The organism is Psychromonas hadalis ATCC BAA-638, from assembly GCF_000420245.1.
In the GTDB taxonomy this organism is placed as follows: domain Bacteria; phylum Pseudomonadota; class Gammaproteobacteria; order Enterobacterales; family Psychromonadaceae; genus Psychromonas; species Psychromonas hadalis.
Genome location: NZ_ATUO01000048.1, coordinates 1 through 24,470, shown reverse-complemented (window position 1 = coordinate 24,470; position 24,470 = coordinate 1). Strand labels below are relative to the sequence as shown.

The 24,470-nt window shown below is 39.1% G+C and carries 17 protein-coding genes; 10 read left to right on the top strand and 7 right to left on the bottom strand.

Going from position 1 to position 24,470, the window contains the following annotated elements; translation table 11 throughout:
* The 5 genes from G322_RS0107950 to G322_RS0107930 form a co-directional block, all read right to left on the bottom strand.
* On the bottom strand, positions 1-393 hold a 393-nt coding region (locus tag G322_RS0107950), incomplete at its 3' end, for a hypothetical protein (protein WP_028866509.1).
* Positions 394-631: 238 nt separating this feature from the next.
* A complete protein-coding gene (locus tag G322_RS0107945) occupies positions 632-3,763 on the bottom strand; it encodes an efflux RND transporter permease subunit (RefSeq protein WP_022941270.1) in 3,132 nt (1,043 codons plus the stop codon).
* A complete protein-coding gene (locus G322_RS0107940) occupies positions 3,760-5,184 on the bottom strand; it encodes an efflux RND transporter periplasmic adaptor subunit (protein ID WP_022941269.1) in 1,425 nt (474 codons plus the stop codon). Before G322_RS0107940 ends, G322_RS0107945 begins: the two co-directional genes overlap by 4 nt.
* A gap of 9 nt (positions 5,185-5,193) precedes the next feature.
* A complete protein-coding gene (locus G322_RS0107935; protein ID WP_022941268.1) occupies positions 5,194-6,453 on the bottom strand; it encodes a TolC family protein in 1,260 nt (419 codons plus the stop codon).
* 80 nt (positions 6,454-6,533) lie between these two features.
* Positions 6,534-6,812, bottom strand: a complete 279-nt coding sequence (locus G322_RS0107930; protein ID WP_156873935.1) for a hypothetical protein — start codon at positions 6,810-6,812, stop codon at positions 6,534-6,536.
* 250 nt (positions 6,813-7,062) lie between these two features.
* Between G322_RS0107930 and G322_RS0107925 the strand changes: the two genes are divergently transcribed.
* A complete protein-coding gene (locus G322_RS0107925; protein WP_022941266.1) occupies positions 7,063-8,382 on the top strand; it encodes a GGDEF domain-containing protein in 1,320 nt (439 codons plus the stop codon).
* A 34-nt stretch (positions 8,383-8,416) separates the two neighbouring features.
* Here G322_RS0107925 and G322_RS0107920 read toward each other — a convergent pair whose 3' ends face one another.
* Entirely contained in the window at positions 8,417-9,589 is a 1,173-nt protein-coding gene (locus G322_RS0107920; RefSeq protein WP_022941265.1) for a cystathionine beta-lyase, read from the bottom strand.
* A 262-nt stretch (positions 9,590-9,851) separates the two neighbouring features.
* Here G322_RS0107920 and G322_RS0107915 point away from each other — a divergent pair, with 262 nt between their 5' ends.
* Entirely contained in the window at positions 9,852-10,331 is a 480-nt protein-coding gene (locus tag G322_RS0107915; RefSeq protein WP_022941264.1) for a YcxB family protein, read from the top strand.
* Here G322_RS0107915 and syd read toward each other — a convergent pair.
* Positions 10,328-10,885 (bottom strand): SecY-interacting protein, encoded by a 558-nt coding sequence (syd, locus tag G322_RS0107910; RefSeq protein WP_022941263.1) that lies wholly within the window; start codon positions 10,883-10,885, stop codon positions 10,328-10,330. The genes G322_RS0107915 and syd overlap by 4 nt on opposite strands.
* Positions 10,886-10,963: 78 nt before the next feature.
* Here syd and queF point away from each other — a divergent pair, with 78 nt between their 5' ends.
* The 8 genes from queF (at position 10,964) to cydC (ending at position 24,343) form a co-directional block, all read left to right on the top strand.
* The gene (gene queF / locus G322_RS0107905) at positions 10,964-11,821 is read left to right on the top strand and encodes an NADPH-dependent 7-cyano-7-deazaguanine reductase QueF (protein ID WP_022941262.1); all 858 of its coding nucleotides are present in this window, start codon (positions 10,964-10,966) and stop codon (positions 11,819-11,821) included.
* 21 nt (positions 11,822-11,842) lie between these two features.
* A complete protein-coding gene (locus tag G322_RS0107900; RefSeq protein ID WP_022941261.1) occupies positions 11,843-14,044 on the top strand; it encodes a tetratricopeptide repeat protein in 2,202 nt (733 codons plus the stop codon).
* Between the two features lie 291 nt (positions 14,045-14,335).
* Positions 14,336-15,796, top strand: a complete 1,461-nt coding sequence (locus G322_RS0107895; RefSeq protein WP_022941260.1) for a GGDEF domain-containing protein — start codon at positions 14,336-14,338, stop codon at positions 15,794-15,796.
* A 366-nt stretch (positions 15,797-16,162) separates the two neighbouring features.
* On the top strand, positions 16,163-17,521 hold the full coding sequence (gene ppnN / locus G322_RS0107890; RefSeq protein WP_022941259.1) for a nucleotide 5'-monophosphate nucleosidase PpnN: 1,359 nt from the start codon (positions 16,163-16,165) through the stop codon (positions 17,519-17,521).
* The gene (xni, locus tag G322_RS0107885) at positions 17,518-18,303 is read left to right on the top strand and encodes a flap endonuclease Xni (protein WP_022941258.1); all 786 of its coding nucleotides are present in this window, start codon (positions 17,518-17,520) and stop codon (positions 18,301-18,303) included. The genes ppnN and xni overlap by 4 nt, the downstream gene beginning before the upstream one ends.
* 73 nt (positions 18,304-18,376) lie before the next feature.
* Positions 18,377-20,110 carry a hypothetical protein gene (locus G322_RS0107880; RefSeq protein ID WP_022941257.1) on the top strand — a complete coding sequence of 578 codons (1,734 nt, stop codon included), beginning with the start codon at positions 18,377-18,379 and terminating at the stop codon, positions 20,108-20,110.
* A 586-nt stretch (positions 20,111-20,696) separates the two neighbouring features.
* On the top strand, positions 20,697-22,532 hold the full coding sequence (cydD, locus tag G322_RS0107875; protein WP_022941256.1) for a heme ABC transporter permease/ATP-binding protein CydD: 1,836 nt from the start codon (positions 20,697-20,699) through the stop codon (positions 22,530-22,532).
* Positions 22,529-24,343: a heme ABC transporter ATP-binding protein/permease CydC gene (cydC, locus tag G322_RS0107870; protein WP_022941255.1), complete on the top strand. Its 1,815-nt coding sequence runs from the start codon at positions 22,529-22,531 to the stop codon at positions 24,341-24,343. The genes cydD and cydC overlap by 4 nt, the downstream gene beginning before the upstream one ends.
* The last annotated feature ends 127 nt before the right edge of the window (positions 24,344-24,470 follow it).

Below are 24,470 nucleotides of genomic sequence, written 5' to 3'. Positions count from 1 at the left end.
GGCGCTCATATCATCCGCTTTCATACTACTATGATCCATGGCGCTCATATCATCCGCTTTCATACTACTATGATCCATGGCGCTCATATCATCCGAAGCCCTATTTTTCATGCCATCAGGTTTCATCATCATGATTTTTGCAGGGGTATGTTTATTCGCCATCACACTTAATTTAAGCAGTTCATCTAGATGTTTTTGCATCTTTTGACGATCCCCTTTTTTAAACCCTTTCACATAAGCACGTAATTCACTTTTGATATATTTCATGGTTTCACCGAGTTGTGTCTCTTTGATTTCACAGTGATCTTGGTGCGCAAAAGCTTGGCTCATTGGCAGAGATAAAAAAAGTACACCTGTTAACGTTATCGCTAATTTTGTTTTTTTAATATTCATATTGTTCCCTTTTTTAAAATTAATATATATTCAATACCTTCGCCTATTTTGATTTAAGCATAAAATAGAATTTCACACCAATATAAATCAAATACTTACAGGAAAAAAGTCAGCCAAAATGGGTTAGTTTCCATTTTGGCTAAGGTATTGATATTGTTATGCAAGTGAAACTTTAGTTTCGCCTTGGCGCAGTTAAAGCCACACTTGCCAATAATTAAATGCTTACGAGTGATTAATATTATTTGTTCATTGCAAACTGCTTGCGCATGCTGACCTTTTTCCACTGAAAATAGACCGCAGGTAATATCAGCAGCGTTAATATAATCGCGCTTACCATTCCCCCAACCATCGGTGTTGCAATACGTTGCATTACCTCAGATCCGGTTCCCTCGCCAAACATAATCGGCACTAAACCAATCACCACCGTTGCCACGGTCATCATCACAGGACGCACACGTAATCCAGCACCTTCCATCACAGCATCGCGTAAATCATCCTCATTAAAGTGTGCAAAACGTTGCTGCTTTTTCGCCTCTAATGATTGGTTAAGATACAACAACATGATCACACCAATCTCAATGGAGACCCCTGAAAGGGCAATAAACCCCACCCCGACGGCGATAGAGAAGTTATAATCAAGTATAAACATCAACCAAATACCCCCCATCAAAGCAAACGGTAATGTAGATAAAATAAGCAATACCTCTCCGACACGTCTAAATGCCATATACAAAAGAATAATGATGATAATGACCGTTACTGGAATCACTTTTGCTAAACGCGCATTGGCTTTCTCCATATATTCATATTGCCCAGACCAGATAAGTGAATAGCCAGCAGGCAATTGCAGTTTTTCATTCACTATGGCTTGTGCATCTTTAACATACGAACCCAAGTCACGATTCTCGATATCCACAAAAATCCAACCGTTTAAACGTGCATTCTCTGTTTTTATCATCGGCGCGCCCGCTTCGATATAAACATGCGCCACATCACTCAAACTAATGGTCATTTTTGAAGGGGTGATAATTGGCAATGTTTTTAAGGCACTAATAGAATCACGATAATCATTAGGATAACGTAAATTAATCGGATAGCGCTCTAACCCCTCAATGGTTTCTGTGATATTTTGCCCACCAATCGCCACTGCAACCAACTGTTGAATCTCTGCTATATTTAGCCCATAACGACCCGCTTTTTCGCGGTCGATATCCACCTTCACATAACGCCCACCTGTTACACGTTCCGCATAAACAGAAGCAGTGCCTTCAACGTCTTTTAAAATGGCCTCTACCTGTCGGCCAATTTTTTCAATTTCGGCTAAGTCGCCCCCCGCAATTTTGATACCAATAGGGGTTTTAATGCCTGTTGCTAACATATCAATACGGGTTTTAATGGGCATCACCCATGCGTTGGTGAGTCCCGGAAATTGAATTAAGCTATCAAGTTCCTGCTTCAATTTATCTTTGGTCATCCCCTCACGCCATTCACTTTTTGGTTTAAACTGAATCACTGTTTCTATCATGGTCAGTGGCGCAGGATCGGTTGCCGTTTCAGCGCGACCAATTTTTCCCCATACTGTTTTTACTTCCGGTACAGTTTTAATCAATTTGTTGGTTTGTTGTAAAAGTTGACGCGCTTTACCAATGGAGATGCCCGGATGGGTGGTGGGCATATACATAAGATCCCCTTCATCTAAAGGGGGAATAAACTCACTACCAATTTTATTAACCGGATAAAAACCCACCGCGAGTAAACAAAAAGCAAAAGCAATCAGTGTTTTTGGAAAACGTAAACTAAAGGTTAAAAAAGGCTTGTAAATAGCAATCACTAAACGGTTTAGCGGGTTTTTATTTTCGGGTAATACTTTACCACGAATAAAATAACCCATTAATACCGGAATCAAGGTGATCGCTAGACCCGCAGAAGCTGCCATCGCATAGGTTTTAGTAAATGCAAGTGGTGAGAACATCTTGCCCGATTGGCCTTCCAGTGCAAAAACAGGTAAGAAGCTAAAAGTAATAATAAGCAGTGAGAAAAACAGTGCAGGCCCTACTTCACTGGAGGCTTTAGCGATCACTTGCCAGCGGTTATGGTCGGTAAGTTCTACTTTTTCCATGTGTTTATGCACATTTTCAATCATCACAATGGCGCCATCGACCATCGCACCAATGGCAATCGCGATCCCCCCCAACGACATAATGTTGGCATTAAGCCCCTGCCATGACATCACAATAAAAGCTGCAAAAATACCCACGGGTAAGCTCACTAAAATGACTAATGATGAGCGAAAATGGAACAGGAAGGCAGCACAGACTAAAATGACCACGATAAACTCTTCGATAAGTTTATCAAAAAGGTTATCAACAGCAGAATTGATCAGTTCGGAACGATCATAGGTGGTAATAATCTCAACCCCTTCAGGTAAACTTTTTTGCAGTTCATTAAGTTTATCTTTTACCGCTTCGATCACCTCCTGTGCATTTTCACCAAAACGCATCACAATTATCCCACTGACCACTTCACCTTCACCATTTAGCTCGGTAATACCGCGACGCATCTGTGGTCCTAGCCGTATCTCAGCAACATCCCCTAATAACAACGGTGTGCCTTTATCATTTACCTGTAACGGAATCGCTTTAAGATCTTTTATTGATGAGATATAACCCGACGTACGTACCATGTACTCCGCTTCCCCCATCTCAATGACACTGGCACCTGACTCTTGATTGCCATCTTTAATCGCCTTACTTATTTGGCTTAATGAGATGTTATAAGCGCGTAGTTTGTTCGGATCAACACGCACCTGATACTGCTTCACCATGCCACCGACCGTCGCCACTTCTGATACACCGGGGACCGTTTGTAGTTCAAACTTTAAAAACCAATCTTGTAAACTACGCAGTTCACTGAGATCATGTTTGCCACTTTTATCAACCAACGCATAACTAAATATCCAACCCACACCTGTGGCATCAGGCCCAAGCGCTGAACGTGCTTGCGGAGGTAAATCGGGTGCAACTTGTGAGAGATACTCTAAAACACGCGAGCGCGCCCAATATATGTCGGTATCATCATCAAAAATGATATAAACATAAGAATCACCAAAAAAGGAGTACCCACGCACCGTCACCGCGCCCGGCACACTTAACATGGCAGTGGTAAGTGGATAGGTCACTTGATCTTCAACTACTTGAGGCACTTGCCCGGGATAAGTTGTTTTAATAATAACTTGTACATCAGAAAGATCAGGCAATGCATCAATCGGTGTTTTTTGCAGTGAAAAAATGCCATACACAACAATTGCGATGGTGGTTAATAAGACTAATATGCGATTTTTAATCGACCAGTGAATAACCTTAGTGATCATAAGATCACCTCTTTATTATTGATATTTAACAGTCCAAAATCTAACCAATCTAAATCATCATCCTCTTTATTCTGGTCATATTGGGCATCATCAAGTTCCTGTTGTTTTTGCACCTCTAACATACGTTCAAAATCAGCGCTAATACTGGATTCACTGTCCAATAAAAACTGTGCAGAGGTGACAATTTTCTGGCCCTCTTCAAGCCCCGAGAGTACTTCAATAAAACGATGATTCTCTAAACCCACTTTAACTAACACGGATCTGAATTTCCCTTCACCTAGCGCCAATACAACACGATCCATATTACCCGCATAAATCACCGCCTCACGAGGAATTTGTAAACGTTTTTCTTCCATTACAGGCGTTAAAATAACCGAAGCAAACATATTCGGCTTAAGCTGCGACGTGGGGTTATCAAACTGTAATCTTACTCTAAGTGTGCGGTTGCTTTTGCTCATTTCAGGGTAGATAAAATCCACCTTTCCTCGCCACTCTTGCCCCGGGAAATAATCTAAAGACATGCTCGCCATATCACCTAATTTCACCAAAGAAACTTGGGCTGCAAATACCTCAACATCAACCCAAACAGTATCTAAATTAACCGCTTTAACCACAGTTGTTGCCGGGGATATAAATGCGCCTTCATTCACTTTAAGCTCAGAAATCGTGCCTTTTTGCGGTGCGTAAACGATAATATGTTGTGATACTTTTTTATTTTTTATAATCTGTTTAATCTGCTGAGAACTCACCCCAAGTGCTTTTAATCGTGCTTTTGATGATTTCACCAAACCACTGCGATTGAGTTTAATGGCATTAAACAGTGACTCTTGTGCTTTCACTAACTCAGGCGAATAAAGTGCATATAATTTCTGCCCTTTTTGTACCTGCGTGCCCACTGATTTCACATACAGTTTTTCAATCCACCCGGAAACACGGCTATTGATCTGCCATAACGCATCTTCATTTGCTTGTACACTGCCTAAACTTTTAATGGTGACATTAAAATTATCTTTTATTACCCGTGTAGTGCGTACACCGAGATTATTTTCAACAACAGCAGAGATTTTAACTAAGCCAGCTTCTCCCTCGTCATCACCCTGTTCATAAACAGGCACTAAATCCATGCCCATTGGCGATTTCCCTGCTTTATCACGACGGTAGTTAGCATCCATCGGTGCAACCCAATAAAGGATTTTAGGTTCCGCTTTTTTAGCTTTCGCGTAAACAGGTACTAAGTCCATGCCCATTGGCGATTTACCCGCTTTGTCACGGCGATAATTGGCATCCATCGGTGCGACCCAATAGAGAACCTCTTGCTCAGCAATGGTTTCTGGTGCCGAAAAAAATGAGGTTAATTTATTACCTTGGCTGGCAAAAAAACCTATCGAGAGTCCAGTAATTAATATTAAAAAATAACGCATAATTTTTCCTTAAAGTGACTGAAAGTAGCGGATGTTAGCCAGACTTTTCAGACCATCAAAATAGAGTTGTTGATATTCAATTGCGAGGTTGAGCTCATGGATATAAGCTTGAATCACCTCTTTAAAAGGACGTGTATTAGATTGATAGCTTTGCTCTAAAATCTCGGCGTGTAATTTCGCTTGTTTGAGTAAGCTGTCTTGATAACGATTTTGACGAGAAACTAACTGTTGGTAATTAACAATTTCAGCATTAAGTTGGGCATTTAACTGACGCAATAACAAACGATGTTCAGCCTGCTTTTGGCCTTTATTATGCTGTGCTGAGATCATTTTTTGATCTTGACGTTGATCGGTAAACAGCGGGATATCCATAGTCACAAAACCACTTAACAGATCAGCGCGAGGCTCACCATTATCCATCTCAGATAAGCGATGCCCATAACCCAGTTCCACTTTAAAGCTTGGTTTGTAATCTTGCTCCGCTAAATGAATATTGCTATTTGCCACTAAAATATTTTGATTAAACGCTTTTGCTGCAGGGTGATTAGCAAGCAATGAATAATGTTGATAATTAACGGCTTCACTGCGCTTAATATAAGTTAATGTATCAGACCAATCAGGGAGATCCGTTTGTAGTTTGTCATAAGCAACGTTGCCAACCCATTCACTGAGCTGACTACGATAAATGAATGATTGTTGCTTTAATTTAGCCAGTTTTTCATCAAACAAACTCAGCTCTATCTCAGCGTTGATAAGATCTTCATTGTCAGCAAGCCCTAATGAAAACTGCGCGTCTAAATCGTCATAAAAACTGGTAAAAAGTCTTTTGTTTTCACTGACCAATTGTAGCGATTTTTCAATAAACAGGATATTAAGCCACAGGGTGCGTACTGTTTTTTTCACTAACAACTGCCTGTCTAAACCTTGAAAAACGGCGACTTCAGACTGTAAAGTAAACCCTTTTTTGGTTATCGCTAAGGTACTGCCACGGTTAAATTGCTGTGATATTCCTACGGTAAGTTGCGTCATCGGATCGCTATCCAATGAAAAACTGTCAGTGGGCACATTTGCTATACCCAGTTTTATCATCGGGTCAGCCAGTGTTGCACTGCTATTACCTTGCGCAATCAATGACGCTTGTTGTGCTTGATATATCTTTTGTGCGGGATCATCATTTAATGCTATTTGTAGTGCATTTTGCAACGATAACGCGTTTGCTTGAAACCCAATCACTGCCAGTAACAGCATCGAGTAATGTGAACTTTTCATCTCTTTTCCTTTTATCCATCAACAGGATAAATAGTTAATCTAAAGGCTCTATTACGGGGAATAGATCTATTTTAGGGTGATTAACTTAAAAAAGGAGGTCGATAAAGTGTTTCAGAAAAAGAGTAAGGGGGGGTAATAATAACGACAGGATAATTAAGCTGTGTCGTGATGAAATAGAGCATTTTCTCATCGTCAATAAAATGTAAAACAGAGACGACGGTCATCATTTCACAATCGTTTTGACAGTTCTCCATATTGACCATCTCAGTCGCACAATCGCCATAGTTCATGATCATGTTTTCCATATCACAGTGAATCATCGATTTTTCTTCACTGACAAATAAGGGTGCAGACGCCATCACTTTCTGTGTGAAAGTTAGCAGTGTACAAACCATTAAAAGTAGGGTGATAAATCGTTTCATTAGATAAGGGAGTAATAAGCCATCAATTAAATTAAAGAGGCCATGTTAAGGCTTTCCCCTAGGGTAGAGTCAATATAGTTATGAGCAACTATAAATAAAAAGGCTTATAAATACGATATTTACCTCAAGTCCTTGGCAGTGACTGCTTTCTTTACTACTTTTATAGTGACTTATAAAAAGGGACTTTATGACAAGCATAAATAGATACCTTATTTTAATATTGTTGATTTTTACTACTGCGGTATTACTGCTCACGTATAACATCGGCCTTTATAAAACATTTACCATCAAACTCGATGATACCTATTCTATTGTCGGTGTTTCAGACCAGATTCAAGGTGGAGAAACAACCATTGAGGTAGAAAAAAGAGCAGATGGCATCTTTTTTAGATGTGACATTGTGCCGGCCTATCAATGGCCCTACTGCGAAGTAAAAATCCATTTAGTCCCGCAAAATGAGAAAGGCATTTACCAGTTCCAAAATGGGCTGGACTTATCTGAATATGATGAAGTATTTTTAGACGTTGATTATAATGGCCCTAAACCTGAACGCTTGCGCTTTTATATCCGTAACTACAACCTTGCTTATACCAACCTCGAAACAGATGAAAACTCCATGAAAATTAATGAGGTTGAGTTTGAGCCGAATGCTTATAAACGTGGTGAATTTGTGCAGTTAAGTGATTTTAATGTCACGTCATGGTGGACTGGGTTACGTGAAATTCCCACTGAATTTCAAGGCCGAGAATTTACCAATGTACCACTGCTTGAGATAGCCTCTGCAGGCCTCGCAGAATATGGCGAGATGGAAGTATTTATCCATGAAATCACCTTTCGTCGCCTTTATATATCCAGAGAAAACCTGCTCTTTAGCATTATAGCGATGTGGGTTAGTTCAGCAATTGTCTATCTTGTTGTACAACTTAGCTCATACCGTTTGCGACTCAATAATGCCAAAATATCCAAAAATCGCTTGCTTGAAATCCTACACGCCTTAAAACTGGAAAAAAATCAGATTGATAAAATGGCAAAAAGAGATGAACTTACTGGATTACGCAATCGCGCAGGGTTAAGTAAACACTTCTCAGAGTGTGGATTGGCACTAACAGAAAAAAATAAACCTTTTAGTATCATTTTTATTGATATCGATTTTTTCAAGCTGGTTAATGATGTACATGGCCACAATACCGGCGATGATATTTTGATCTCCTTCGCACAAGCTATCTATAACAATATTCGTATTGCTGATAAATTAGGTCGCTGGGGAGGGGAAGAGTTTATTTTGATTTGTAAAAACAGTGGATTAGAGAGTGCCGTTGCGACTGCTGAAAAGTTATGTTTAATTATTGAGGATAAAGTCTTTGCCGATAACCTTAAAATCACCGCCAGTTTTGGTGTTGCTCAGATGAGATCAGATGAATCTACCCGCGCGTTTATTGAACGTGCAGATAAAGCGTTATATGACGCAAAAGCCAATGGGCGTAATCAAGTACAAGCGAGTAAATAACACAGAGAGCCTGCGCTCTCCGTATTACCTTTATTTATAATGCCGCGTTAAAACGTGCAAAACCCGCTTCTAAATCTGCAATCAAATCATCGACATTTTCTAAACCAACATGTAAACGGATCAATGGTTTTGAGCTATCCCATTGCGTTGCAGTACGTAATTTATCAATGCCAAACACCCCTAAAATCAGACTTTCATAACCGCCCCATGAAAAACCCATCTTAAAGTATTGCATGTTCTCAACCAGTGCCGTTACTGATTTCAAGTTACCTTGCTTTAATACAAACGAAAACAGACCATTAGATGCACTAAAGTCACGTTTAAAGAATTCATGACCCGGGCAAGTAGCAAAAGCAGGATGGCGGAGATGATCTACCTCTGGACGCGTTTCCAGCCAATTTGCAATTTTTAACGCATTCTTTTCATGCTGTGCCATGCGTACACCTAAGGTACGTAAACCACGACTGGCTAAATAAACATCATCGGGCGAGGTACATTGCCCCATCAGATAACTGTTTTCACGTAACTGTTGCCAATGTGTTTCATTGCTGGTTGCTGTGCCCATCATCACATCGGAGTGACCGACAATATATTTAGTGGCGGCTTGAATGGAGATATCAACGCCCATCTCAAAAGGTCGAGAGTTAATCGGTGATGCCCACGTATTATCAAGCATCACCACCATATTATGCTGATGTGCAATTTCACTGAGTGTAGGTACATCTTGAATTTCCATGGTGATTGAACCAGGTGACTCTAAAAACAATACCTTGGTATTAGGGCGAATAAGATCCTTAATACCCGCACCAATCAAGGGATCGTAATAGGTGGTTTCAATACCAAACCCTGCTAATAAGCCATCACATAAAGAACGCGTTGGCTCGTAAGCGTTATCAACCATTAAAAGATGATCACCTGCTTTTAAAAATGACAGTAGCGCACCACTAATAGCGGCAGATCCTGAAGGATAAAGCGCAGTGCCAACGCCACCTTCTAACTCTGCAATAGCCGCTTGAAAGGCAAAATGCGTCGGCCCACCACGGCGACCATAAAACATCTCACCATTGGCGCGATTTTTGGTAGCAAAACGCATCTCTTCCATGGTGTCAAAAAGCATCGTTGATGCACGAAATACTGGAGGGTTGATTACCCCTTTGCTCCATTTTTTATCACGGCCTAAGCTAACAATTTGGGTTTCTATTTTCATCTGTGCCTTCCAGTGGTAATGATACCAATTAGAATAAGCAGTAGAGCAATCTTGCTGGTTAAAATAAATTATTTCATCGTTGCAAGGTTCGCAAAGGGAACACTCCGTTACGTCAACTTGTGCCTTGAACTAATCTATTTTTCCTACGCAACATAAAATCTCATACTTAATCCAATGGGTATTAGTTATAATAACGTAATACTAACATCTCATTATATTTAAAACATAATCAAAAAGGCATATCTTACGCCAAAGGAAAACCATGCAATTCACTAGCTATTTTATTCTTAACCGAGAGCACTTTTCAGAGTGCTTTGATCAATCAGCCCTGCTGCTTGCCCCTAAAAAACCACGTTACAAATTTATGGGTGCCCTGCTCCTGTTTGGATTTTATATCATGATCACCACCAATCTTTCCGTGGCTGTAGGTCTCTTTTTTATTGGTCTCGCCTTTGTTGAATTTTTTAGTTTTAAATATCGTAAAGCGTGGTGGTTAACAAGGCAGATGTGGAGTAAAAATTCAGGCAATAAGATTAATTTATCCATTGATGAAAATGCAATTAAGATAGAGAGCCTTTACCAAACCGAGACGCTTAGTTGGGATAAAATAAAAAATATCGTTGAGACGCCCACGGGCGTGATGCTCAATTTAGAAAATGGTAGCCAAAGCTACCTTTCTAAAAGCTGTCTCAATGAACAGGTGATCGACTTTATAAAATCAAAACTAAGAAAGCACGATTAATCTTGATGGTTAACAACAGGTTGCAGTTTAGCGATAAACTCAACAAGATTAGGCGCTAATAGTGTTTCCTGTTTTTTACCTAATGTTTCTAACTGTACTTCACCCGTTTCATTTAAGATAGAGATAACCTGCATCTCATCACTGCAACTTGCAATGAACATCGAAGCGGGTTGTTTTAACCTTTTTTGCATCATGAAATGGGCGATCATATTCTCTTGTAATAGTTTAAAATCGTCTTCATTCCACACCTGAATGAGATCCACAGGATGACCATCAAACAAGCAAGGGATACCATCGGCATAAAATGAACAAAACAGCTCAGTAATACTCGGGTGTAGTGTTATTTCAAGTGCCTCTTCGATATTTTTAAAACTCACATCACTCAACTTTACTGGTTTCCATGAGATAGTCTTTTCATCTATTTTGTCTACTTGGCAAGGTGATAGCCACTCAGTATCCCACTGTTGCAATGGTAGGCTATTATTTTCTTCTTGCCATATTTTTTCATTACGTTCAAATAGGTCATGCAGTACATTTTGTATTGTATTATTCATTACTCGAAATTTTCTTTTATTTGGTTACAATAGCTTTATTGTAACGTAACTAAATAAAAAAATAAAAAGTGAATAACCATGACTCTCTACGATAAAGCGTCCGCGCTGCAAAACCTTTCTCTTGGACAGGTAACAGAATACAAAAGCCAATATGATGCAAGCCTACTACAAGGTGTGCCACGTAGTTTAAATCGTGATGAGCTCAATTTAAACGCAGATAACTTACCTTTTGTAGGGTGTGATTTGTGGAACATTTATGAACTTTCATGGCTCAACAGTAAAGGCAAACCCGTCGTCGCAACAGGTGTGGTTAAAGTTCCACATGACAGCGATAATTTAATCGAGTCTAAATCTTTTAAACTTTACCTGAACAGCTTTAATCAGACTAAATTTTCCAGTGTTGAAACTGTTTTAGAGCATCTAAAAAATGACCTAACAGCTTGTGCGAATAAACAGGTGAGTGTAGAGCTAAACACAGATATGGACAGCTTTACTGATAAACTTGGCACTTTTACTGGTATTTGTTTAGATACCTTAGATATAGAGGTAGATAACTACCAACTTACCCCGGCATTACTTGCGTCACTTAGTTCAGAAAAAGTAGTGACAGAAACACTCTATTCACACCTATTAAAGTCAAACTGCTTAATCACTAATCAGCCTGATTGGGGAAGCATTGAAATAAACTATACGGGCAAACAGTTAGATCGTGAAAAACTACTGCGTTATCTTATCTCATTTCGAGAGCATAATGAGTTCCACGAACAATGTGTCGAGCGGATCTACTGTGATCTCATGAAATTCGGACAAATTGATTCGCTTTCCGTTTACGCAAGGTATACTCGTCGCGGAGGGTTAGATATTAACCCTTATCGTTGTACTGATGATAAAGAAAACAATGATAACTTAAATAATCGTCGCTTACTGCGTCAGTAAGTCTTGAGCAAATTGGTTTTTATGACACAGATAACGCGTTTATTTTTAACTCTTGTAGTACTCTCTTTTAGCCCATCTAGCGGGGCAATCGAGTTACTTGATGCCAATATCCCTGCAGCACTAAAAAATGCTTATCATGGGCGTTATAAAAACCCAGATGCCTGTATCGAAACAACTACGCTTTACATTAAAAATCAGCAGGCCTTTTATATGAATTCAGGCCCTATCACTGATGAAACAGAGGGTCTCGCAACGAGTAATATATTACCGACTCAACTACTGGCTTTCTGTTATACACAGGTTAAAGATTATACGCATGCTTATCAGTTATTAACAAAGCAACTAAAGCAACTGTCATTTTCTGCCGAGCAACTGCGCACACTCAACATTTTAGCTTCTGAAGTTCCTAAAGAAAAGCGCCCTGAATTTAATAATCAACTATTGATTAAAATATTCACAACCAGTATAAGAAAAATAGAGGTAATACCTTTTACAAACGCCCCAAATTTAAAGGCTAAATTATTGCTCACCGTGATAAAATTGTCGTTAGAAAGTGATCAATACCGTAATGCCAACCTCACGTTAGAAAGTGCAAAAGAGGAATTAAAAACCAATAAAAGTATAAAATTACACGCATGGCTAGCCTATTATTATGGGCTCTATTATGAAAATATAAACCAACAACAGCTAGCAATCTCTAATCTATTTGCTGCCAATAAACTCGCAAATAAACACAACTTTATAAAACTCAGTGGTGAAAGTAAAAAAAGTATTGCTAATTTGTATCAGAAAAAACATCTTTTTAATCGTGCAATCGACTTTGCAAGTCAACGTGTAGAGCTCTATATCAACACCAAAAACAGTATTAAACAAGCAGATAGTCTAATACAACTTGCCATTTTAAAAGAGAGAAACAACGAGCAGAATCAATCACTTATATATCTATTTAATGCATTGGAATTAATTCAAAACAAAAAACACAGTAGCTTGTTAGCGCATGTTTACCTTGAACTCGGGCGCACTTATAGTAGCCATGTCTTTAACAAAGAAAACCAAAAAGAGCGTTTATTAGCACAAAAATATCTTCAGAATGCACGTTATCACTTTACTCGCTTAAAAGAGTCACGCTATCAAGTAGAAAGTTTACTGCTTTTAGCACGCCTTAATCTTATTAATGATGATCCTGCACTGGCCATTTTACAACTTGAGAAGATATTGCGACTGTCACTGAATAATTACCCTGAACTACGTGTACAAGCATTTGAGATGCTTGCTTCAAGCTACGAGATAACAGGTAATCACCAACAAGCTATTCTGCACTTTAAAAACTTTCATGCGTTACAAAACCGTATCAAAGAGCGTCTGTTTACCCTGCAACAACTTAAGATTAATGAACAGTTACAACTGGTTGAACGTACCCAGCAGCAACGACAACTAGAAATTAAAAATAGTGAGTTGGAAACGAGTAATGCACGATTTAAAACACTGACATACAGCACAATAACACTGTTAGTGATCACCCTTTTAAGCTTTTTTTATATATTAATTCGTAACCGTAAGCTCATCGAATCAGAAAACCGTTCACAACGCCAATTAACTCATCATCCACGCACCGGTCTTCCATCTCAACAGGCTCAGGGCAATGAATTTAATTATATTTACCATGATAAACCGCTCTATTATGCACTTATCAGCATCCCGTTTCTGGCGCGTTTAAATGAGCTGTCAGGTGTTTTTTCTGGTGCGGAATTAGAGAAAAAATTGGGCCAAGCACTGCGCATTTTTTTTACCAACAGTGCGGATATTTTCCAAATAAGGGATAATCAGATTCTTTTTATTAGTGAACAACAAGATCACCAAAGCGCAGAAAATTTTGCGCAAAAAATAGAGGCTTTTTTCACACTATTTGCCGATAAATATCATTTACCCAATGCGCTTTCTATCGGCATTGTCGCGTTTCCATTCTTAAACAATGTCAGCCGAGCGATCACACCAACACGTATGTTAAACCTAAGTAGCCTTGCATTATTTGGCGCAAGCCAATTACGCGAATCATATCAAGAGAATAGTTGGCTTGAATTGGTTGCAATTGATAATTTACAACCCGCATTTTTTGATGGCGATCTGTGGGAACTAGGACAGCGTGCTATCCAAAAAGGGATTGTAAAAGTCAACTGTAGCCACCAGAGTCACCAATTTTATTGGCCAGAATTAGAGAAGTAACCCATTTTTTTATTTTACTTACTCTCTATACTTGCGAATTCAGCGTTAATTACTAATAATAAGTTTTCCGTAACCTTAAAATTAAAGTCTTTTTAGCAGTAAGATTCTGGATTAAACGTCAAATGGTTAACGGTTGATATAGTCACACTCTGTAAATGAGAATAAGTCTTACTTACTGAGTTTTTATTTGAGATATCTTTCATAACGTTATCACTAACTGATATTTTTAAGGCGTAGTAGACTTACCGTCAAAATTGACTCATAACCAAAACAATTAATGGAATATATATTATGGCTTCCCCTGTAGCTGCGCTTAAATTACTTCAACAGCTATTAAAACTGACATCTCGTCAAGACAAAGCATTTGATAAATATCAACGTGTTTTTTTAAAAAAATTGCAAAATAGTAATTCAGAAAAGACTACTGAAGCACTTTATGATGAGTGTATCGTTCAACTTTGTGAGCACCAGACACCTATTGAGGACACGCTCTCTGAAGGGCGCCTCATTGTTTCTCAATCACAGTTGCAACTGCAAAAAATATCCAACTTATCAGACACTATCAGCAACAAAATTGAACACTCAAAACATATCTCACAGCCTTACTCCATTATTGAGCATCATAGTGAGCTAACCAGTATTATAAAAATCTATCAGCGTGTTGTTATTGAGCTAAATAAAAACCAAACGTTAGATACCGAGGAGTGTAATACCCCACTAATAGATAATATTTGTGATGAGCTACAACAGGTTATTCTCGATCTTGATGTCGGAGAGGGATACAGTAAAAAGCTTGAAGTCATTAGGCAAAAAATATCGAATGAAAAAAACCCCCTGGCACTGCCTCAGCACTGCTTACAAATTATCGCGATAGTTATTGACAGCACCCGTGAAGAGCGTCGCTCCTCTCGTCATTTTTTATACACACTTAATGATAGCCTTACCCAATTTTATCTTAATTTTTCCAAAAATATTAAACGTGCTGAATCTGCCTTTGAAAATCAAGAAAAATGTGTCAAAAACATTCAAAAACAATCCGCAGCACTTAAAAAAGCAAGTGAAGGCGCTTCCGATATGGCAACCCTACAAAAGCATATCTTTAGTTACGTTGAAAATGTTGAAAGCATGATCCAAGCAAGAGAGGCAGAAAAAGAACAACAAGTACGCCAGCAATTTAAAGGCATGGTAAGACAAATAAAAGAACTACAAAACGAAACAAAAAATTATCAAAATACACTTAAACAGCAAAACAAACAGTTACATATTGATTTTTTAACAAAAATCCCTAACCGTGCAGCCTGGAGTGAGCGTTTACAAGTAGAGTTTATACGTTACCAACGCTACGAGCATCCTCTTAATATCGCAGTGATTGATATTGATAAGTTTAAAGTAATTAATGATACTTTTGGTCATTTAGCAGGAGACAAAGTGTTAAATGTGATTGCGCAAACATTACAAAAATCGATACGTAACACCGATTTTATTGCGCGCTATGGTGGTGAAGAATTTGCTGTTCTATTACCAGAAATCAGCCATAAACAGACACAGATAACACTCGAAAAATTATGTCGATCGATCAGAAACATTCCTTTTAAGTTTAAGAAAGAGAGTATTAGCATCACAATTTCTGTGGGTTGTACCAGCTTTTGTAAAGGAGATGATATAGAAACCGCCTTTGAGCGTGCTGATCAAGCTTTATATCACGCAAAAAATAATGGGCGTAACCAAGTTATCTGCTTTGAAAAAGAATAAAGAATCTTGACTGTAAACAGATAAGTCATCAACCAACTCATCTCATTATGCTTATACCCATGATACCTCAAGGTGCTTTGTCAGGCACAAGCTCGATAATCAGAGCGAGACGCAACATGAGGTAATTGTCATTCACTTTTTGAATGTTGCAACGCTGGGCTGGTTTTCGAGCTTGCGCCCCGTAGGGCAAGGCAACTTGCACCAAGCTGCGTTGTTATAAAATCTCTATGTAGAATAACTATACTTCAATTTTATGCCTAGCATCTTGGCACAATTTTCTTGCTGACTTTGCATCTTGAAGTATCATGGGTATAACCTAGCCCATCATATTGATGGATATCCCCTTTCCTCAGCTAAGGAGACATTATGATCTCTCATATCAATCCCGTTGGTAGCATGGCACTACTCTCACAACTTGAAGTTAATCAGCTACAAGAATCTGTTTCTAGTGAAATTTATCAGTTGTTCCGTAACTGCTCCCTCGCAGTGCTTAACTCAGGAAGCCATACCGACAGCAGTAAAGAGATATTAGAAAAATACAAAGACTTTAAAATTAATGTATTACACCAAGAACGTGGAGTAAAAATTGAGTTACATAATCCACCAGAGGAAGCTTTCATTGATGGGGAGTTAATAAAGGGTATTCAAGAACACCTTTTTTCGGTATTACGCGATCTGCTTTATGTAGATACACAAATAAATATCAACACAGAAAAAGAGCAAGACAGTAGCTCAAAAATCACCAGTTTAGTTTTCTCTATTTTACGTAATGCTAACATTTTGCAAGCGGGTGTTGAGCCTAATATTGTTGTTTGCTGGGGTGGACACTCAATTAACGATACTGAATTTAGTTACACCCGTGAAGTCGGTAGCCAGCTTGGTCTGCGTGAACTTAATATCTGCACAGGTTGTGGCCCTGGCGCGATGGAAGGTCCGATGAAAGGAGCGGCTATTGGCCACGCAAAACAACGTGTTAATAATGGCCGTTATATCGGTTTAACAGAGCCGGGGATTATTGCAGCAGAGCCACCAAACCCAATTGTAAATGAACTGGTTATTCTACCTGACATTGAAAAACGTCTTGAGGCATTTGTGCGTATTGCGCATAGCATTATCATCTTCCCCGGAGGTCCTGGTACGGCAGAGGAGCTGTTGTATATCCTTGGTATTATGATGCACCCAGAAAATAAACAGCAGCCAATGCCCATTATTTTAACCGGACCTAAGGAGAGCGCATCCTATTTTAAAGCGATTGATCAATTTATTAGCGATACCTTAGGCGATGATGCACGTCGTCACTATCAAATTATTGTTGATGATGCGCCCCTTGTCGCACAAGTGATTAAAAAGTCGATGCTTAAAGTGACGGAGTACCGCCGTGCCATTGGTGATGCATACTCTTTTAACTGGTCACTTAAAATTGATGAGCCTTTTCAATTTCCTTTTATCCCCAATCATGAAAACATGAGTAATCTGGTCTTACATAAAGATCAACCCGTGCAAGAGTTAGCCTCTAATTTACGTCGTGTTTTTTCTGGTATTGTGGGAGGTAATGTCAAAGAAGAGGGCATTCAATCCATTGAAGATTTTGGCCCTTTCCTCATAAAAGGAGAGAAGTCCTTAATGAAAAAAGTAGATGTATTACTAGAAAGTTTTATAAAACAGGGGCGAATGAAACTACCCGGCACCGTTTATACTCCTTGCTATAAGATAATTAACAAATGAGTTCAACACTGCTTATTATCGATGCGATGAACCTTATTCGTCGCATCTACGCTATCCAAGAGAAACAACAGGGAGAAAATCAAAAGGCCGTTGATAAAACCAAAGAAACCGCCTGTAACGCGTTAAAAAAGTTGCTCAACATTCATCAACCAACCCATGTTATTTGTGTTTTTGATAGCCACTGCCCCAGTTGGCGACATCAACTCTACCCTTTATATAAACAAGGTAGAAAACCGATTCCAGCACGGTTAAAAGCAGGATTAGAAGAGATTCAAGATAGCTTTTTTGAGATGGGTATTGAATCATTAATAACAGAAACAGATGAAGCAGATGACTTGATAGCCACCCTTGCGATAAAAATGGAAAAAAGTGGTCAGAAATCAATTATCGTCTCTACCGATAAAGGTTTTTATCAACTGCTCAGCAAGCAAACCGTTATCTATGATTATTTTCAGCATAGTTATACCGATACCGGGCGAGTATTAAATAAAATGGGCCTGTCTGTTGATAAATTAACCGACTATTGGGCAATGACAGGTATTTCTAGTAGCGCCATTAAAGGCGTTGAAGGGATTGGAGAAAAAGGTGCATTAGCCCTACTTCATCAATACGGTAGTTTACAAAAACTCTTTGATACAACAGTTGATGAGCAAGATAAACGCTTAAGCAAAGTGAAAAAGGCAGAAAAAGAGGCACGACTAGCGAAACAACTGGTCAGCTTAAAAAACGATATCGAACTCGGCTTTAACCTACAAGATTTACGCTACAAAAAAAATCATTAAAAAGTAATTTTTACATAGCTAACTAGCCGATTTTTAGTAATATACTGCTAACAACCCCAACGGAGTAGATAACTTGAACAAATTATTAATTATTGGCACGGTGGCTGCTATCGGTGCAGGCGCTTATCTCTTTAATCAGCAAAACTCATCACCTGCTTATAATGTACTTGATTATGTTCCTGCAGATACCCCACTTTTTGCGGCTCAACTTGCCCCCTTCCCACTCAGAGATTACATCGCATCAGCACCTAAAATGGTTGATCCTAGCGACCAAACCATGATGAATGAGCTGTATAACGAGGGAAACCCAGGGGCTAACTTTGTATTAAGCTTGGCAAAAACCTATCAAGCTGGATTAGCTGATGCCGATCTCATGATGAAAACATTTGGTTTGCCTAATGAAGTACGTGCTTACTTTTATACATTAGGTTTACTACCGGTGTTTAAAATCGAGATAGCTAACGAGAAAGCGATTTGGGATCTACTTGATAAAACTGAACTTGAAAGTGGTTTTAAACATAAAAAAGGCGATTTAAAAGGGCAACAATATCGTCGTTATCCTATCACCGATGAAACAGATCCTATTAATGCCGAGGTGATTGTCGCGGTTAATAATGGTTTATTAACCATCACGTTTAGCACCGCTTATAATGAACCCTCACTACTTGAAACTGCGCTAGGGTTAAGTAAACCAGAACACTCATTAGCGGCAACAAACACTATCAGTGACATCGTTAAAAAGCATAATTTAAAAGATGCCAGTATCGCTTTTATTAATCATATAGAGTTGATTAAAGGTCTAACGACCAAAGATGGTAACCAGCTTGCAAAACAGATCACCCGTATTGAGGATAAGTTAGGAGATAATGCAACACTTTCACAAATTCGTAATGAACAGTGTGCAGCGGAGTTAGGCGCTATTGCGAATAACTGGCCTCGTACCGTTGCGGGTTATACTGAACTTAATATTAGTGAAAAAGAGTCAACCATTGCGGTTTCTACTATTGTAGAGAGTAAAAATAAGGCTATTTTAAATGCTCTTTCAGCACTACGTGGCTTTATTCCTCAATACACCAATAACACCAATAACACCAATAACAATGTATTTTCAATGGGTCTTGGTTTTGACGTCAGCAAACTAGCCGGCACATTAAATGATATTTGGGGTGATTTACAAACACCCACTTATCGCTGTCAACCACTTGCAGAGATTCAAGCACAAATTACCCAATCAGGCGAATCAATTGGCATGGTCGGTATGGGCGCTAATATCGCTAATGGTGTACAGGGCATTAGTATTGGTGTACTCGATTACACCCTTTCACAACTTGATAAAGAGCCTCAACTCGACAGCTTAGATGCCCTGTTTACGCTCTCAGCAGAGAATCCAGAACAACTGTTTAACTCGGTTAAAATGTTCCTGCCTGAACTGCAACAAATTCAACTAACCACGGATGGCGATGTTATTGAACTAAATACCATTATGCCTATTCCAAGTGAGCTAAATATAGCCCCTAAACTGGCGATTAAAGGCAAACATTTAGTTATCTATAATGGCGAGAAAGGTGAAAAATTTGCTAATAAACTTAGCTCAGAATCACTTGAAAAAAATGGACTGTATCATTTTGCTTTTGATTTCAAAAAAATGGTTACGCCCATTATCACCGCGGCAGAGCTTTCTGGCGAGATCATCCCAGAGGAAGCAATGTTCTTAACCGAATATGATGCACGATTGCAGATGAGTTTTGATATTAATGAACAAGGCTTAATTTTCAAATCGAAGATTAATAACAGAGCACCTCAATAAACACTTTGTTATAAGCTTATTTTTATGTAACTTCTCAGGTCGTTGCCATTTAGATTTGTTCGTGGTTAAACTTCAGTTATCTATGATAACCGTGTTGAAAAATGCTCATTTAAACTATTAAACTGCGTTTTTTCGCCTTGAACTAAGCATAAATGGCTTAGCCCTGAGTATTTACAGTCTATTTTTATAAAAACACCTCAACGTTGAAGGGGTGCTGAGTCGTTACATTTTTTAAGCACATAAAAAAAATTCGATGTTCATTGGACATCGGATTTTTTAGTTCTCGGTTGAGTTTCAAGAAACACTGATCCCTCCCCTTTAAAATCACTTTTAAAAAACAAAAATACTGCTTCTTTTGGGGTATTTCATCTGCGATACTGCGCTATACCAACCGGAACAAATAGCGGGTCTATTTACTGGTTAAAATAACTTACTTCTTCATTGTAAGTTTCGTAAAGGGAACAACCATTTACGTCAACTTTCGTCTTGAATTAAGCTGTTTTTCCTGGGTAAAATTTAGATCACATACTTAATCCAATTGGTATTATCTCTCATTTTATATTTTCAATCTCGGATAAAAAAACAGATGGATAAATCCTTAGAAAAACAATTAATACAGTGGTTAAACCTACACAAAAAATCCTGTGGTTTCTTTCTCAATTTAACAGTGTTATTTGGGTTATTAACAGGCTTTGCACTCATGTTACAAGCCTACCTGCTCGCAACCATTTTGCAGGGGATCATTATTGATGAGTTGCCAAAATCTGCATTTACCAATGAATTTATTTATCTAATCATCTTAATCCCTATCCGCGCCCTATTGGCCTTTGCGCGTGAACGAAGTAGTTTTGAAGCGGGTAAACGTTTACGCCTACAAATTCGTAAAGCGGTCTTAGATAAACTCAGTGAATTAGGCCCCGCTTTTATTAAAGGAAAACCAGCGGGAAGCTGGGCAAGCATCGTACTTGAACAAATTGAAGATTTACAAGATTTTTATGCACGCTATTTACCACAAATGTTGCTCGCGGGTTTCATTCCTCTGTGTATTTTAATCGTCGTTTTTCCACTTAACTGGACAGCAGGGCTAATTTTATTAACCACTGCACCGCTCATTCCGCTATTTATGATTTTAGTCGGCCAAGGGGCTGCAGAAGCCAACCGGAAAAATTTCAGTGCATTAGCACAATTAAGTGGCCATTTTATGGATCGCTTAAAAGGGTTGAAAACACTAAAACTATTTAACCGTGGTGATGCAGAAGTCAAAGAGATAGCGTCTGCCTCGGAATCATTTCGAACGCGCACCATGTCTGTATTGCGTTTAGCTTTTTTGAGTTCCGCAGTGCTAGAATTTTTTAGCGCAATATCCATTGCAATATTAGCTATCTATTTTGGTTTTAGTTTTTTAGGCCACCTTAATTTCGGTCATTACGGCCAAGCTATTAGCCTTTTTACTGGTTTATTTATCCTCATGTTAGCCCCTGAATTTTATCAACCATTACGTGACATGGGCACTCACTACCACGCAAAAGCGCAAGCGATTGGTGCAGCACAGGAGCTAAAAGCCCTGCTTGACTATGAAGTGATTGATTATCAGGTTAAAGGTAAAACGTCAGATAAAAAAACAGTTGAAGAAATTGATTGGAAAAAACCGATTGAGCTACAAGCAAGCCAACTCCGCGTTTATAGTCACGATGGTATTCAATTAGTGGGGCCGTTAAGCTTCACCCTTAAAAAAGGTCAACAAATTGCGTTAGTCGGCCCAAGCGGATCCGGGAAAACCAGTTTATTAAATGCCCTATTAGGTTTTTTACCCTACCAAGGCTCTCTGAAAATCAATGGTATTGAGCTTAATCAGATAAACAAAGCACAGTGGTATCAACATGTAGCATGGCTAGGACAAGATCCACAATTGTTTCACGGCAGTATTCGTGAAAATGTCACTATGGGTAATACAAATATATCACCCCAGCAGGTTGAAGACTGTTTGCAAAAAGCAATGATATTGGATTTTGTAAACAAACAACCTTTAGGTTTAGATCATACTATTGGTGAACAGATGGCGGGGCTTTCCGTCGGCCAAGCACAACGTATCGCATTAGCACGGGCGCTAGCACAAGACGCACAGTTGTTTTTATTAGATGAGCCTACAGCAAGTTTAGACCAACACAGCGAGCAAGCCGTCTTTAGCACATTACGCGATGCCACAGCGCAATCAGCAAGTTTAATGGTGACGCATCGCTTAGACCAACTACAACAGATGCAGCACATATTGGTATTAGATAACGGTCTGATTGTACAACAAGGAAACTTCACGGAGCTAAACCAACGCGAAGGGTTATTCAAAAAAATGCAACAAGATGACCTTGAAAATGACATAACAGATAACACAAATTCAACTCGCCCTCAGGAGATAAACTCATGAAAGCACTCCTTCCGTTTATCAAATTATTTAAACAACAATGGGTCATGATGTGTGTCGGCATCTTACTCAGCACCATCACATTAATGGCGGGCATCGGGCTACTATCATTATCAGGCTGGTTTTTATCTGCATCAGCAGTGGCGGGTTTGACACTGGCAACAACACAGGCATTTAACTACTTCACCCCCGGTAGCGGTGTACGGTTTTTATCGATATCACGCACGGCAAGTCGTTATGGTGAACGTTTAGCCACCCATCAAGCCACCTTTAAATTACTCACACAACTGCGTGTTTGGACATGGCGAAAACTACTACCACTCAGTGCTTCCAACATGCAAGGAATACGACAAGGTGATCTTTTAAATCGTTTAGTAGCAGACATTGATGCCTTAGACCACCTCTATTTACGTTTGTTAACACCGATGCTAAGCGCGATGTTGATGTTACTCGCTATGACCTTTTTTGTCGCGTGGATAGATACGCAGCTAGCGCTGATGTTATGTGGCAGTTTATTGTTAATGTGGCTTGTTTTGCCTTTCCTATTTTATTTTTTAGGGCGTAAACCTGGGGTCTCTCAACTGCACAATAAACGCCATTATCGTGTGCAGATTTTAGAGTATATACAAGGGCTTGCCGAAATATCACTGTTTGGAGCAACACAACGTTTTCGTGAAAAATTAAGCCAAGCAGAATCCAATTTATTAGACAGTCAACGTGCAATGGCAAACGTCATGGCCTTTAGCCAAGCGATGCTGATTTTATGCCATGGCGCAGTGGTTGTTTTGATACTCTACTTAGCTGCATCTGGCGTAGGCCAGTATCAACCTCCTGGCGCAATGCTGGCACTGATAGCCTTTATGACGCTTGCCTGTATTGAGATGTTATTACCTATTGCAGGCGCGTTTCAGCACCTCTCTTCCTGTGTCGCAGCCGCAACGCGTATAACTGATTTAGTGGATCAAACACCCGATATTACATTTAATGAGCAAAGTAGCGCAGTGATTAAAAAAGGTGAAATTGAACTTAACAACATACAATTCTCTTATTCTGACAGAGGGATGAATAGTAACGCTAAAAATGACCAGACAGCCGTATTACACAATATTAGTTTATCGATTAAAGCAGGTGAAAAAGTCGCCTTATTAGGGCAAACAGGCTGTGGGAAATCGACCCTATTATCATTACTAACCCGTGAATGGCAGCCAAGTTCAGGGGGGATTTTAATTGATGGTTTGGCAATTGAGCAATATAACCAAACCGCCCTCACCTCAGGAATCTCAGTGGTTAGCCAACGAATCTACCTGTTTAGTGGCACCTTAAGAGACAACTTAGCATTAGCGCAGCCCAATACGCCTAATCAAACATTTACCAATTTAGCTGAGAAAAAAATAGCACAAGATAAAAACGATATTTTATTATTGTCGGTATTAGACAAAGTCGGATTGGGTGTTTTAACACAAGGAAAAGATCCTTTAGCTGTTTTCATTGGTGAAGGAGGCAGGCAACTATCAGGTGGTGAACAACGTCGTATTGGTGTTGCCAGAGTCTTATTACGTGATGCACCCATCTTATTATTAGATGAGCCCACAGAAGGCTTAGATAAGCGCACCGAGCGTGAAATTTTAGCGCTACTGTTTGAGTTTGCCACAGATAAAACCCTACTCATGATCAGCCATCGATTAACCGCCATGAGTAAAATGGATAACATCTATTTGATGGAAGAGGGAAAACTACGTTGTAGTGGTTCACATCAAACCTTATTAAAAGAAGATAGCTATTACGCGAGTTTACATAATCAATTAACTTCATGATTTTTTATCTATCGCTGATGACAAATGAATTTAATATGTGATCCGCCTGCTGATTGAAACAAGCGTCATCAATGCATGGGTTTTAAAAGAAGAACAACGACTTCCTGAAACGCATGGGTTTTAAAAG